At 74.8% G+C, this 13,037-nt stretch carries 13 protein-coding genes; 6 read left to right on the forward strand and 7 right to left on the reverse strand.

Translation table 11 applies throughout. The features are described from left to right. Positions 1–40: 40 nt before the first annotated feature. From ACFVWU_RS17820 to ACFVWU_RS17845, 6 genes are all read right to left on the reverse strand, one after another. Positions 41–715 (reverse strand): response regulator, encoded by a 675-nt coding sequence (locus ACFVWU_RS17820; protein WP_387621443.1) that lies wholly within the window; start codon positions 713–715, stop codon positions 41–43. Positions 716–787: 72 nt separating this feature from the next. Further along, positions 788–949: a hypothetical protein gene (locus tag ACFVWU_RS17825; protein WP_387621446.1), complete on the reverse strand. Its 162-nt coding sequence runs from the start codon at positions 947–949 to the stop codon at positions 788–790. 14 nt (positions 950–963) lie between these two features. Further along, positions 964–1,566, reverse strand: coding sequence for a CBS domain-containing protein (locus ACFVWU_RS17830; protein ID WP_387621449.1), 603 nt, complete (start codon positions 1,564–1,566; stop codon positions 964–966). Between the two features lie 9 nt (positions 1,567–1,575). Continuing rightward, entirely contained in the window at positions 1,576–2,271 is a 696-nt protein-coding gene (locus tag ACFVWU_RS17835; protein WP_387621452.1) for a CBS domain-containing protein, read from the reverse strand. A 313-nt stretch (positions 2,272–2,584) separates the two neighbouring features. Continuing rightward, positions 2,585–3,298, reverse strand: coding sequence for a CBS domain-containing protein (locus ACFVWU_RS17840; RefSeq protein ID WP_387621455.1), 714 nt, complete (start codon positions 3,296–3,298; stop codon positions 2,585–2,587). 5 nt (positions 3,299–3,303) lie between these two features. Continuing rightward, positions 3,304–6,039: a GNAT family N-acetyltransferase gene (locus tag ACFVWU_RS17845; RefSeq protein WP_387621459.1), complete on the reverse strand. Its 2,736-nt coding sequence runs from the start codon at positions 6,037–6,039 to the stop codon at positions 3,304–3,306. A gap of 174 nt (positions 6,040–6,213) precedes the next feature. Between ACFVWU_RS17845 and ACFVWU_RS17850 the strand changes: the two genes are divergently transcribed. From ACFVWU_RS17850 to ACFVWU_RS17865, 4 genes are all read left to right on the forward strand, one after another. Continuing rightward, positions 6,214–6,726: a nucleoside-triphosphatase gene (locus ACFVWU_RS17850; protein WP_387621462.1), complete on the forward strand. Its 513-nt coding sequence runs from the start codon at positions 6,214–6,216 to the stop codon at positions 6,724–6,726. A 27-nt stretch (positions 6,727–6,753) separates the two neighbouring features. Next, positions 6,754–7,059, forward strand: coding sequence for a hypothetical protein (locus ACFVWU_RS17855; protein WP_387621465.1), 306 nt, complete (start codon positions 6,754–6,756; stop codon positions 7,057–7,059). A 105-nt stretch (positions 7,060–7,164) separates the two neighbouring features. Continuing rightward, positions 7,165–9,525 (forward strand): glycoside hydrolase family 65 protein, encoded by a 2,361-nt coding sequence (locus ACFVWU_RS17860; RefSeq protein ID WP_387621468.1) that lies wholly within the window; start codon positions 7,165–7,167, stop codon positions 9,523–9,525. Between the two features lie 290 nt (positions 9,526–9,815). Then, positions 9,816–10,310 (forward strand): universal stress protein, encoded by a 495-nt coding sequence (locus ACFVWU_RS17865; protein WP_387621470.1) that lies wholly within the window; start codon positions 9,816–9,818, stop codon positions 10,308–10,310. A gap of 197 nt (positions 10,311–10,507) precedes the next feature. On the opposite strand, the gene ACFVWU_RS17870 is transcribed toward ACFVWU_RS17865, so the two are convergent. Further along, on the reverse strand, positions 10,508–11,494 hold the full coding sequence (locus ACFVWU_RS17870) for an Acg family FMN-binding oxidoreductase (RefSeq protein WP_387621473.1): 987 nt from the start codon (positions 11,492–11,494) through the stop codon (positions 10,508–10,510). A 269-nt stretch (positions 11,495–11,763) separates the two neighbouring features. On the opposite strand from ACFVWU_RS17870, the gene ACFVWU_RS17875 reads away from it, so the two are divergent. After that, on the forward strand, positions 11,764–12,426 hold the full coding sequence (locus tag ACFVWU_RS17875; protein ID WP_387621476.1) for an OsmC family protein: 663 nt from the start codon (positions 11,764–11,766) through the stop codon (positions 12,424–12,426). Beyond that, entirely contained in the window at positions 12,423–12,848 is a 426-nt protein-coding gene (locus ACFVWU_RS17880) for a CBS domain-containing protein (protein WP_387621479.1), read from the forward strand. The genes ACFVWU_RS17875 and ACFVWU_RS17880 overlap by 4 nt, the downstream gene beginning before the upstream one ends. Positions 12,849–13,037: the final 189 nt, after the last annotated feature.

The following is a 13,037-nucleotide window of genomic DNA, read 5'->3' on the forward strand; positions in this document are numbered from 1 at the left end:
CGTTCGGCTCAATCCCCGGGCCCACCCGGGCCACGGTTCCTCAGTGCGGGCGCTGATGCGGCCGGTCGGGTTCGGCGTGGGCGGCGATCACGGCGGCCTGGAGGCGGCGTTCGACGCCCAGCTTGGCGAGCAGGCGCGAGACGTGGTTCTTCACGGTCTTCTCGGCGAGGTAGAGCTCCTGGCCGATCTGCCGGTTGGTCTTGCCCTCCCCCACCAGGGCGAGGATCTCCCGTTCGCGCGGGGTGAGCCCGGCGAGCGCGGCGTCCGTCTCGCTCTCCTCGTGGTGGCGCAGGCTCTCCATCAGCTTGTGGGTGGTGGCCGGGTCGAGCATGGACTGGCCCGAGGCCACCGTCCGGACGGCGCTGACCAGTTCGGCGCCCTTGACCTGCTTCAGGACGTAGCCGGCCGCCCCGGCCATGATCGCGTCGAGCAGGGCGTCGTCGTCGTCGAAGGAGGTCAGCATCAGGCAGGCCAGCTCGGGCATCTTGTCGCGCAGGTCCCGGCAGACGCTCACACCGTCGCCGTCCGGGAGCCGCACGTCCAGCACGGCGACGTCCGGACGCAGCGCGGGCACCCGGGCGAGGGCCTGGGCACAGCTGGCGGCCTCACCGACGACCTCGATGTCCTCCTCGGCCTCCAGGAGGTCGCGGACGCCGCGCCGGACCACCTCGTGGTCGTCCAGCAGGAACACCCGTACGGGCTGGGGCGTGTCCATGGCCTGCTCCCTGGAGGTGCGCGGTCGGTGGCACCACCGATTCTGCGCGTCCGCGCCGTGGGGCGCACCGCTTCAGCCACGCAGGACGACGGCGATCGGGCAGCAGGCCCGGTGGACGACCGCCCGGGTGCCCCGGACCAGGCGGTGCCCGGTGCGGCCGGGCACGAGCAGGTCGGCCCAGCGGGCGGCGGCGAGGCTTTCCGGGGAACCGTCGACCCCGGCGGGCGCCAGCATGGCCCAGACCCCCCTCAGGCCGGGGCGGCGAGCCGGAGCTCGACGCCGACCACGCCGGGCACGGAGCGCACCAGGCGCTCCAGGATGCCGGCGGAAACGGCGTCCGGCAGGTCGCCGGTCAGGGTGATCCGGCCGTTCTCGGAACGGACGTCCGTGTCCACCGCGGCGCCCGGGCCGAGGATGGCGACGAGCTCGAAGCGGACCCGGTCGGCGAGTTCGCGGTCGTCACCGAGGTAGACCTTCAGCAGGTCGCCCCGGCTGACGATGCCGACCAGGTAGTCCTCACCGTCCACGACCGGGAGGCGCTTGAGGTGGCCGCGGGCCATCGCCCGGGCGGCCTCGCCCAGCGGGCTGCCGGGGTGCACGGTGACCGCCGGGACGGACATCATCCGCCCGGCCGTCAGCGCGTCGGCGCGCTCGCCGTCGCGGTCCCGGGCGTTGAGCAGGTCGGCCTCGGAGACCACCCCGATCACCCGGCCGTCGCCGGTCAGCACCGGGACGGCGCTGACCTGCCAGCGCTGCAGGGTCTCGGCGACCTCGCGGAAGTCCGCGTCACGGCCGACGGCGACCACGGCGTGGGTCATCACGTCGGCGACCGTGCTCGGTGTGCTGGTCATGGCGGCCTCCTAGGAAGCGGCGTGGTGGGCGCGAGGGTGTTCCAGCCGGGGGCTGGTGTCGTCCTCGGTCCAGTCGAGCGTCTGGTGGACGGCGACGACGCCGTCCACGGCACGGCAGAGCTGCTCGGTGATCGGGACCAGGCTGCGACGCGGGAGCCGCCCCTTCAGCGTGACCACTCCGTCGTGCACCGCCACCTGGACGTCGCCGGGGGCGAGCCAGAGGGTCTGGCCGAGCACGTCGTGGTTGATCTCGTCCCGGATGGCCGCGTCGTGACGCAGGAAGACCTGCAGCAGGTCCCGGCGGCTGACGATGCCGACCAGACGGCCGATCTCGTCCACCACGGGCAGCCGCTTGACCTTGTGCTTGTCCATCGCGCGGGCGGCCTCCGCCACCGACCAGCCCGGACGGGCGGTGACGGCGGGACTGGTCATCAGCCCGCCGGCGGTCTCGGCCTCGGCGCGGGCCCGGTCCTTGGCATCCAGCCAGCGGCCCGGGTAACGGCCCTCCGGATCAGGCAGCACGGCTTCCTTGCGGATCAGGTCCGCCTCCGACACCATGCCGAGCGGGCGGCCCTGGTCGTCGGTCACCGGGATCGCGGTGATGTCGTTGCGGTGGAACAGCGCCGCAACCTCCTTGAACGGCGTGTCGGGCCGGGCGGTGACGACCTCACGGGTCATCACGTCGTCGACGCTGCGGTGCTGCATCGTCCTCACTCCTCCTCGGGTGGTCCCGCCTTCACTGTCCGCCTGCCGCGGGCCCCCGCACAGGGCCGGACGGTCCCTGCCGCCAGGGCCGGTTCGACCCAGGACGACGCGCCGGGGGCGGGACGACGGCGCACGGACGCTGAAGATGTACTGCTCGGGCGGGCGGGTGCTGATCCCCTGACCGGCCCCGACGTCAGGCAGCGGCACGAGCTTGCGGTGGCCCTGTCCCGCCGGCCGATGCCGGACGGACCCACCCTCGGGGCGGCCGGACTGCGGGCCTGAGCGTCCGACGGCTCGCCCGACCGGCGCACCATCAGTGCGACCGGGTCTCCTTGCTGTCGTCGAGCTCCCAAGTGAGGTGGTCGGCGAGGGCGTTGAGGCCGTCGATACGGGCGATCTGCAGGCAGAGGGCGGCGGCATCGCTGCGGGTGCGAATGCGGCCGCCGACCGAGAGTAGGCCGCGTTCGCAGCGGATGTGCAGCGAGCCGGGAACGACTCCGCTGCCGGGGGTGAGGGCGAGGGCGAGCGCCTCGGTGCGGATGGCCTCGTCGTCGCGGCGCAGGACGTCGAGCAGGTCGTGGGCGGAGAGCAGGCCGATGAGACGGCCGTCGGCGTCCACGACGGGCAGGTGGCGCAGGGAGTGCTCGGCCATCAGGGCCACCGCGTCGGTGACGCTCGTGCCCTCGGTCACGGTGACGACCGGGGCGGTCATGAGGTCGCGGGCGAGGAGTTCCTGCTGCGGGCCCTCCTCGGCGTAGGCGGCCAGCAGGTCGGAGACGGCGACCACGCCGGTGACCGTGCCGTCGGTGGTCACCACGGGCACGATGCCGCGCCGGGAGGCGCTCAGCAGCGCGGCGACGGTCGCGAAGTCGGTGCCGGGGGTGACGGCGACGGCGATGGGGGTCCCCCCGGCCGAAGGCTGGGGGAGGCTCATACAGTCGCCGATCCGGGTGCGGCCGGGCGGACGTGTGGGCTCTACGGTCGGGAAGGTGTCGGCCGGTGTTCCGTCGAGAATGCTGTGCTTCACGGTGTTCACTCCCCCTCGGCGGCCGCCGGGCGCCGCAGCCGTCTCAGGTAGGGGTCGAAGGACGGCCGGCGTTCGAGGCGGACCCGGGCGTCCACGCAGACCGCGCCGTCGGGGCGGAGGATGACGGGGTTGAGGTCGGCCTCGACGAGTTCGGGGAAGTCGTCGGCGAGCCGGGACAGCCGGGTGAGGACGGACCGCAGCGCGGCGAGGTCCACGGGAGGCGCCCCGCCGTCGCCCACCAGCAGTGGCGCGCTGCGCAGTTCGGTGATCATCGTGCTCAGGTCGCGCTCGCTCAGCGGGGCGAGCCGGGCCACCCGGTCGGCCAGCACGTCGGCGGCGGTGCCGCCCAGGCCGAGGACGATCAGCGGGCCGAAGACCTGGTCCTGGACCACGCCTGCGAGCAGCTCGACGCCGGGTGCGGCCATCGGCTGGACCACGGCTCCGGCCAGCCCGGCGCCGAACCGATGCGTGAACTCCCGGTAGGTGTCACGCACTTCGGCGTCGGTGGCCAGGCCGGTGCGGACGGCGCCCGCGGCGCTCTTGTGCACCTGCCCGGGCCAGTACGCCTTCAGAGCCACCTTCCCCTCGTGCCCGAGCCGACGCAGGCTGGCGGCGCTGATGGACGCCGTGTGCTCGTCGCGGGCCCACACCGAGGTGGTCAGCGGCAGCCCGTACGCCTCCAGCAGGTCGGCGGTGGACAGCGGGTCGAGCCAGCCGCCCTCGGGGTGGGCGGTGAGGTGGCCGTCGACCAGGCTGCGGGCGGTGCGCCGGTCACAGTCCGGGGCGCCGGCGGACAGGGCGGCGGGTTCGGGCGGCGGCTCGGCGAGCCAGCGGGCGCGGTCCCGGGCATGGGCGAGGGCGCGGGCGGCGGAGAGGGTGTCGGAGTAGGCCGGGATGCTGCCGCCGTCGGCGCAGCCGCGGTAGCGGACGGGCACCTGTTGGTCGAGCAGTACGGCCGCGATCGGCACGCGGCGCCGGGCCGGGCCCTCCAGCAGGGCGCGCACCGGTCCCTGGACCGGGGTGTCGCACAGCGCCGTCGGCACCAGGCAGACCAGAATGGCGTCGACGACTTCCTCGTACTCCAACGCCCGGAGGAACAGGGCGAGTTCGGTGGGGCGAACCGCCGCCGTGGTGTCCACCGGATTCTGGACGCAGGCGCCGGGCGGGAGCAACTTCCCCAGCTTCGCGGGGAGTTCCGGCAGATCAAGTCCGGCCTCGGCGCAGGCGTCCGCGGCCAGGATGCCGATGCCGCCCGCGTTGGACACCACGGCGACCGCACCGCGCGGGGCCGGCAGCGGCTGGGCGTGCAACAGGGCGGCGGCCTCGACGAGTTCCTCGATGCTGCGGGTCGCGGTGATCCCGGCCTGCCGGAACAGCGCCTCGCGGGTGACGGTGGGGGTGGCGGCGGCCGCGGTGTGCGAGGCGGCGCCCCGGCGGCCGGCGGTGGACCGCCCCGCGTCCACGGTCAGCACCGGGATCGTCCGGGTGACCCGGCGGGCGGTACGGGCGAAGGCGCGCGGGCTGCCGAAGGACTCCACGTGGAGCAGCGCGAGGTCGGTGCGGCCGTCCGCCTCCCACCACTGGAGCAGGTCGTTGCCGCTGACGTCGTACTTGTCACCGAGCGAGACGAAGCTCGACACCCCGATGCCCAGCCAGGCCAGCCGCTGCAGCAGCGCGATCCCGACGCCGCCGCTCTGCACCGCGACTCCGGCACTGCCGGGCCTCGGGAAGGCGCCGCCGAACTCGGCGTCCAGCCGGACGGCGGGGTCGGTCTGGGCCATGCCGAGGCTGTTCGGCCCGACCAGGCGCATGCTGTGCCGGCGGCAGGCCCACATCAGCCCGCGGGCCTCCTCCGCCCCGAGGCCGGAGGTGAGCACCACCAGCGCCCGGACCCCGGCGAGGCCGCACTCCTCGGCCACTCCGGGGACGGCGCCGGCGGGGACGGCCAGCACCGCGAGGTCGGGTACGGCGGGCAGCGCCCGGACGGACGGGTAGGCGGGCCGGCCGTCGATCTCCCGGGCGTGCGGGTTGACCGCCCAGACCTCGCCCGCGAAGCCGCCCCGCCGGATCTTCCCGAGGACGGTCCGCCCGACCGAGCCCGCCTGCCGGGACACCCCGACCACCGCGACCGAGGCCGGGCGCAGCAGCGCCGCCAGGCTCGCGACGTCGGCGCGCCGGCCGCGCTCGTCCACGGCCGAGCGGTAGCGCTCGTCGCTCTCCTCCAGCGGCACCCGGATCCTGACCTCACCCTGCCCGTAGCGGCGCTGGACGGGCAGCCCGAGGTGGGCGAAGACCTGGTGGACGGCCCGGTTGCCGAACAGGGTGTCGGCCTCGAAGAAGCGGATTCCGGCGGCTCGGGCGGCGTGCACCAGGTGCTCCAGCAGCAGGGTGGCCACGCCCCGGTGGTGCCAGCGGTCGGCCACCGCGAGCGCCAGCTCGGCGGTCTCCGGCGGCTCGTCCAGCGGCTCGCAGTCCGCCTCGCCGACCAGTTCCTCCCCCGCCCAGGCGCCGAGCGCCAGCAGACCGGTCCGCGGCGGACCGCACAGCCGGTCGGCGGCCTGCTGCGGCGCGTTACGGCTCACCCCGAAGAACCGCAGGCGTCGGCTCTCCTGCGACATCCCCTCGGTGTGCAGGTCGAGCACCGCCCGGTGGTCGTCCGGGCCCAGCGGCCGGAGTTCGACGGTGGTGCCGTCGGCCAGCAGGGCCTCGGCGGTGGTGTGCGGCGGGTGGACGGTGGACATGGCGCCTCCTCGGCAGTCGCCCTGCTCCCCCTCCAGCCTCCGCCCCCGCCGTCCACGACGGGAGGGCCTACCGGCCCAGCCGATCCACCGATCGGCGTTGCGCCCCGAACGCGCGGGGGGAGACGCTGGTGACGGGGACCGGCCACCACTCGACCGCCCGATGCGGAGTCCGCGATGCCGACCAGGATCCTGCTGGAGGGACGCCCCGGCAGCGGCAAGACCACCGCGATCCGCCGACTGGCGGCACTGCTGCGAGCCCGGGAGACCGCCGGCTTCACCACGGAGGAGATCCGTACGGGCGGGGCCCGGGTCGGCTTCGCCCTGGAGACGCTGTCGGGCCGGCGGGCCGTGCTCGCCCATGTCGACCTTCCCGGACCGCCCCGAGTCGGACGGTACGGCGTCGACCTGGGGGTCATGGAGCGCCTGGCCCTGCCCGCCCTGGCATGGTCGGCGAGGACGCTCGTGCTCGTCGACGAGCTCGGACGGATGGAGCTGGCCCACCGTCCGTTCGAGGAGGCCGTCCGGGCACTGTTCGCCGCCGACGTCGACGTGGTGGCCACCGTGCAGGCGCAGCACGGCCCGTTCACCGACGCCCTCAAGCGCCGCGCCGACGTCGAGGTCATCCACCTCACCCGGGCGAACCGGGACACCCTCCCCGGACAGCTGGCGACACGCCTGGGGCACTGACCGGACCGAACGGGAGGAGGCATGACGATGGCGGGCCGCCGTGACCGCTGGAACACCGCGCTGTCGCGCGCCTCGGCCCGTTGGTCCGGGCGCGCCGAACGCTGCGCCGCCTGGACCCGCCGGGGCGTCGAACGGTGCCGCCGCTGGGCGCGCGAGGGTGCCCGGCGGCCCGGTGAGCTGGCGCCCCCGTCCTGGTTCGCCATCGCGCTCCCGTTCGGCATCGCGTGGTACCGGGCCCTCGGCGGCACGGCGCGCGCGTGGTGCGGAGTGAGCAGCCGGTCGTGCCGCCTCCTCGCCCGCGCGCTGGGCGGCCCGGCGCGGACCGGTGGCTGAGCCGGGCGGCGAGCGGCGCGGCGCCGCGCTGCGCAGACTGGAGGCAGGCCAGTCGGCACGGGAGGTCACCTCGTGGCACCAGTCCCGCCCGCGGGGTACCCCGACATGCCGGACCCGTGGACGCTCCGCTACCAGGGCTTCGACCCGGACGAGGAGGGGCTGCGCGAGGCACTGTGTGCGGTCGGCAACGGGTACCTGGTCAGCCGGGGCGCCGCACCGGAGTGCGTCGCGGACGGCATCCACTACCCGGGGACGTACCTGGCGGGCTGCTACGACCGGGCGGAGTCGACGGTCGCGGGGCAGGTGGTCACCAACGAGGACCTGGTCAACTGCCCGAACTGGCTGCCGCTGACGTTCCGCCCGGCCGGCGGCGCGTGGTTCGCCGGACCGCCCGCCGAGCAGACCGTGGAGCTGGACCTGCGCCGGGGTGTGCTGACACGCCGCGCGCTGGTGGTCGACGGGCTGGGGCGGCGGACCCGCCTGCTGCAGCGCCGCCTCGCCAGCCTGGCCCGGCCGCACCTGCTCGCGCTGGAGAGCACCTTCCTGCCGGAGAACTGGTCCGGGCCGCTGGAGGTCCGCTCGGGCCTGGACGGCGACGTCGCCAACACCGGCGTCGCCCGCTACCGGGGGCTCACCGAGCGCCACCTCCTCCCGGCCGGTCAGGGGGTGGACGCGGCAGGGCTGGTCTGGCTGGCGGCCGACGCGGCCAACTCGCCCTTGCAGATCGCCCTTTGCGCACGGACGGACACCGAGCGCTCGGAGGTCTTCACCGAGTGCCGCGAGGGCTGGGCCGCCCACCTCCTCACCCTGACCGCAGAACGGGGCCGGCCCGTCACCGTGACGAAGACGGTCGCGGTGCACACCTCCCGCGACCGGGCGGTCGAGACCCCGCTACGCGCTTCCCGCCAACTCGCCGCCGAGGCCGGCAGCTTCGACGAGCTGTTGGCCGAGCATGCCCTGCGCTGGACCGAGTTGTGGCGCCGCTGCCGGATCGAGGCGGACTTCGACGGCACCGGCCCGCTGCACCTGAACCTGTTCCACCTGCTCCAGACCTACTCCGAGCACTCGGTCGACCTGGACGTCGGCATCCCGGCCCGCGGGCTGCACGGCGAGGCGTACCGGGGGCACGTCTTCTGGGACGAACTGTTCGTGCTGCGGCTGCTCGACCTGCGCTTCCCGGAGCTGGCCCGCGCCGTCCTCCGCCACCGCCACCGCCGCCTCGACGCCGCCCGCCACCAGGCCCGTGAGCTCGGGCTGCGCGGGGCGGTGTACCCGTGGCAGAGCGCCGCCGACGGGCGGGAGGAGTCCCAGCAGCTGCACCTCAACCCGCTGTCCGGCCGCTGGCTGCCCGACCACAGCCACCTCCAGCGGCACGTCGGCTCGGCAGTCGCGTACAACATCTGGCAGTACTACCAGGCCACCGGGGACCGGGACTTCCTCGCCACGGCCGGCGCCGAGATGCTGCTGGAGATCGCCCGCTTCTGGTCCTCCTCCGCCATCCACGACCGCGGCCGGGGACGCTGGTCCATCCGCGGTGTGCTCGGTCCCGACGAGTACCACGACGCCTACCCCTGGGCGGGCCGACCGGGCCTGGACGACAACGCGTACACCAACGTGCTGGCCTCCTGGGTGCTCGCCCGCGCCCAGGACGCCCTGGCCGCCCTGCCCGGCTACCGCCGCGACGAGCTGCGCGAACGCCTCGCCCTGGACGACGTGGAACTGGACCGCTGGCGGGAGGTCGGCCGACACCTTCACGTCCCCTTCCACGACGGCGTGTTGAGCCAGTTCGACGGCTACGAGCGGCTGGCCGAACTCGACTGGGAGAGCTACCGGCGCCGCTACCCCGACCTGCGCCGGCTCGACCGGATCCTGGAGGCCGAGGGTGACACCGTCAACCGCTACAAGGCCTCCAAGCAGGCCGACGCGCTGATGCTCTGGTACCTGTTCTCCGCCCGCGAGGTCCGCGACCTGCTGCGGCGCCTCGGCCACCCGGCCGGCCACGAACTGCTGCGCCGCAGCACCGACTACTACCTGCGGCGCACCGTCCACGGATCGACGCTCAGCTCCGTGGTGCACGCCTGGGTGCTGACCCGCTGCGACCGCCGCGCCTCCTGGCGGTACTTCCGCGACACCCTGGTCGCGGACCTCCGGGACAGTCAGCACGGCACCACGGCGGAGGGCGTCCACCTCGGCGCCATGGCGGGCGCGGTCGACCTGCTGCAACGCTGCTACACCGGCCTGGAGGTCCGCGAGGGCGCCCTCTGGCTCGACCCCCACCTGCCGTCCGCCCTCGGCCGCCTGGAACTCGACCTGCGCTACCGGGGCCACTGGGGCCTGACGATCGCGGTCGACCGCCGGACGGTCACGGTGAGCCTGCGCGAGGACCGCCAGGAGCCGGCCCGGATCCGCCTGCGCGGCAGCGAGGCGACGATCCGGCCGGGCGAGACCCGCCGCTTCCACCTCTGACGCTCCGACGCGAGACCGCGTCGCTCCGATACCCACCGCCGAGCGGCACGCCGCCCTCCGCGTCCTCCGGGTCCGGCACCGCCCGCCGGCCGGCGCGCCGTTCCTCCACGCCGGGCACGTGTCCCGATCCGGGCAGCCGTCCCCTCTCCTGGCGGGCCGGGACGAGGACGGAGGTGCCACCATTCGGTTGCCGGAGGATCATGAAGTTCAGCGGACCGGCCCGCACCGCGCCTCTCCCTGGCCGCCGAGCCGGTCGGACCGCAGTCAGGTCGCACGTCCTGGAGGTCCCTATGAACACCACTCCCGCGCCAGGTCCCGTCGGGCCGATCGTGGTCGGTACGGACGGCTCGGAGTCCGCCCGCCGGGCTGTGCTCTTCGCCCTTCGCGAGGCCCAGCTGCGCGGGGCCGGTGTACGGGCCGTCTGCGCCTACGGCGGCGGACGCACCGAGCCGTCGGACCGGGCCATGACGGGCTGGCGCGACGCGGGCAGCGAAGCGTCGCCGCACCTGCACGATGCCGTCGCCCGCGAGGTGACGGACTCGGTCGAGGAGCTGCGGCAGCAGGTGGGCGAGCCGTACGTGGAGGTCGAGATTCGCTGCGAGCGCGGCCGCCCCACCCAGGTCCTGCTGGAGGCGAGCCAGGACGCCACCCTGCTGGTGGTCGGTAGCCGCGGCGCCGGCCTCTGGGGCCGACTCGCGCTCGGCTCGACCAGCACCGAGGTCGTCCACCACGCCCACCTCCCCGTCGTCGTCGTGCCGCCCGAACCCGAGCACGCGACCGGGTGAACCGGTGCCTCACCCGGCGGGGCGATCTCCCGGGTGGAGCCGTACGCGCTCGCGCGGCCGACCCAGGTCGGTCATCGTGCCTCCTCGCGGCGCCCGCCCCGGCCGACCGGTACGACGGACTTCCAGGTCGGGATCCTGGCAGATCCCGACCTGGCGGACACCGACTCTTCCCGGGGCGAGGCCCTGGGACACGGCCGCTACCCCTCCGGCGGGTCGAGGACGTCCTCCACCCGGCATCGCGGGCTGGCGGTTCCGGGCGGACCGTAGCCGAGGCGCAGGACGAGCTGGACGTGGGCCGGCCCCTCGGCGGGGTCGCGCAGGCGCCAGCGGGTGTCGGGGATCTCGACGGCCTGGTGCAGGACGGAGGCGCGCAGGCCGTGGACGGTGGCGAGCAGCCAGACCCGTTCCATCGCCTGTCCGGTGCGCAGCCAGTCGGCCTGTCGGTCGAGGTGGGTGGTGAGGGTGAGGATCTGTGGCAGGGCTTCGAAGCGTGCGGCCGGAGTGGTGTGGCGCGGCGGGTGGCCGGCGAAGCCGCGCATCGGGACGCGGGCGTCGCGGTCGTGCGAGCCGAGGGCGGCGAGCGGGATACCGTCGCAGGAGGGTTCGAGGCGCAGCCAGCGGCGCGTCTCGGCCTCACGCGTGACATCAGCGGCGATCCGGGCCTCGGCCTCGAAGGTCAGCGCCAGCACCCGGCGTACGCCGTGCTCCTCCAGCACGGTCAGGGTGACGCCCTCGTCCCGGGCGGCCGTGATGAGGTCGGCGACGAGCGCCTCGGGAACGTCCCGGTTGGTGAACGGCTGTCGGCTGGAGTGGCGCCCCGCGATGGCCGGGTAGAGGTCGGCGCCGAACGGCCGCGACGTCCGGGCCGGTGCGGAGAGGTCGAGCACGGCGCACGGCTGCGTGCCTTCACCGGCGGGGAGGAGCCGGACCGCAGCCTCGCGGCCGAGGTGGGCAGCGGCCACCCGCAGGTTGAACAGGGCGGCGCCGATCGAGATGTGCAGCGCCCGCCCGTCGGGGTCGGCGGCCGGGACGGCCCGGGTCAGGTCGGCGTGGACCTCCAGTCCCAACAGGTCGGGGGTCGGACGGAAGTGCCAGGGCTGGCTGTTGTGCAGCGACGGCGCCATACCTCCGGCCTCGGCCAGCAGGTACAGATCGGCGGTGGTGAGGGCGGTTTCGGTGGACATGGTGGTTCACTCCCTGCTCCCGGCGGGGAGCGCCGGTGATTCGAGCATCCGCCGCGTCGGCGGTGTCCTGCGAGGGCCCAACGGCCCTGGGCCCACGGGCCGAGCGGCCGGTCCGGCCTCGCCGAACCCACCCCGGACGCCCCCCGTCGGCCCGGCCGATGGGGCCCAGTGGAGGGCCGAACGACCCTGCCGCCCCGCGCCCGACGGCGGTCTGCTGGGGGTGGCGGCCCCGATCACGGGGCCGAGCCCTGAACACCGGAGGCACGGCCGTGCTGACCGACGACTCCCGCACCACCACCCAACAGCTGATGCGCACCGCCTCCGGGCGGACCCTCGCGGTGTCCCGCTACGCCCCGGCAGTCCTGCCGGACACCGGCCGCATCGTGCTCGACGCGGCCCGCGCGCCGTACGAAGCCGACCAGGTCTGGATCTCGCTCACCGCGGCCGAGGCCCGGCAGCTGGCCGGGATGCTGCTGCGCCAGGCCGCGCGCCTTGAGCGCCCGCAGGCTCCACGACCCGGGCGGATCGAGGTCGACCCGGTGGCGGGAGACCTGTACGCCATCGGCGTCCGCTCGCACGCCCTGGCCGTCGACCAGCCCCTCGACGCGGGTGGCGCAGACACCGCGCCGACCCCGGTCGAGCTGTGCGCCTGCGCCCTGGCCTCCTGCACCGCCCATGACGCCGGCGGCTACCTCGACCGGCACGGCCTCAGCCGCGACGGCCTCCACGTCACCGCCGACTACACCATGGCCCAGGACCGACCGGCCCGGATCGCCTCGGTCTCCATCGAGGTCACCGCCCCCGGCCTGCCGCCCGATCGGGAGGCCGGCCTGCTCGCGGTCGTCCACCACTGCACGGTGAAGAACACGCTCGACGACCCGCCCGGCGTCACGGTCTCGCTGAACGGCACCCGAAGGACGGACCCGTCATGAAGGCCGAGGACCTGATGACCTCGCCGCCGGTCACCGTCGGCCCCACCACGACGGCCTTCCAGGCCGCTCTGGTCATGGAGCAGGAGGCGGTCGGCTGTGTACTCGTCACCGACCACGGCCGGCTTCGGGGCATCCTGACGGACCGCGACCTCACCGTACGCGGGCTCGCCCACGCCACCCGCCCCGCGCGGCCGGTCCGGGACCTCATGACAACCTCCGTCGTCACCGTGAACGCCGACGACGATCTCGACACCGCGTACCGCACTTTTCGCAGAGCCGGCGTCCGGCGGCTCCCCGTCCTCGACGACGGCCGCCCGGTCGGCATGTTGACCGTCGACGACCTGCTGCGCGACGTCGTGGAGCGGCTCGTCGACCTCCTGGTCCCGGTCTCCCGCAGCGCCCTGCGCGAGACCGCCGTCTGACCGCGTCACGCACGACCGCACGACCCGAACCACTGGAGCACATCATGGCCGGCGACCTGCTCCGAAGGTTCCCCTTCGCGTACCGGTGGCCGTCCCTGCCGGACCTCTTCGAAGACTTCCCCATCGATCTCCGCGAGATCACCCGGGGCAGCTGACCCCGATCTCCGGGCCCGGGCGCTGTCCCGGGCC

Origin of the sequence: Kitasatospora sp. NPDC058190, assembly GCF_042883685.1 — a bacterium.
Taxonomy (GTDB): domain Bacteria; phylum Actinomycetota; class Actinomycetes; order Streptomycetales; family Streptomycetaceae; genus Kitasatospora.

What these genes read in the sequence shown, in the direction of transcription:
- ACFVWU_RS17825 (WP_387621446.1), bottom strand. Translation starts at nt 949, where the DNA reads ATGCTGGCGCCCGCCGGGGTCGACGGTTCCCCGGAAAGCCTCGCCGCC.
- ACFVWU_RS17835 (WP_387621452.1), bottom strand. Translation starts at nt 2,271, where the DNA reads ATGCAGCACCGCAGCGTCGACGACGTGATGACCCGTGAGGTCGTCACC.
- ACFVWU_RS17855 (WP_387621465.1), top strand. Translation starts at nt 6,754, where the DNA reads ATGGCGGGCCGCCGTGACCGCTGGAACACCGCGCTGTCGCGCGCCTCG.
- ACFVWU_RS17830 (WP_387621449.1), bottom strand. Translation starts at nt 1,566, where the DNA reads ATGACCAGCACACCGAGCACGGTCGCCGACGTGATGACCCACGCCGTG.
- ACFVWU_RS17820 (WP_387621443.1), bottom strand. Translation starts at nt 715, where the DNA reads ATGGACACGCCCCAGCCCGTACGGGTGTTCCTGCTGGACGACCACGAG.
- ACFVWU_RS17880 (WP_387621479.1), top strand. Translation starts at nt 12,423, where the DNA reads ATGAAGGCCGAGGACCTGATGACCTCGCCGCCGGTCACCGTCGGCCCC.
- ACFVWU_RS17865 (WP_387621470.1), top strand. Translation starts at nt 9,816, where the DNA reads ATGAACACCACTCCCGCGCCAGGTCCCGTCGGGCCGATCGTGGTCGGT.
- ACFVWU_RS17850 (WP_387621462.1), top strand. Translation starts at nt 6,214, where the DNA reads ATGCCGACCAGGATCCTGCTGGAGGGACGCCCCGGCAGCGGCAAGACC.
- ACFVWU_RS17860 (WP_387621468.1), top strand. Translation starts at nt 7,165, where the DNA reads ATGCCGGACCCGTGGACGCTCCGCTACCAGGGCTTCGACCCGGACGAG.
- ACFVWU_RS17870 (WP_387621473.1), bottom strand. Translation starts at nt 11,494, where the DNA reads ATGTCCACCGAAACCGCCCTCACCACCGCCGATCTGTACCTGCTGGCC.
- ACFVWU_RS17845 (WP_387621459.1), bottom strand. Translation starts at nt 6,039, where the DNA reads ATGTCCACCGTCCACCCGCCGCACACCACCGCCGAGGCCCTGCTGGCC.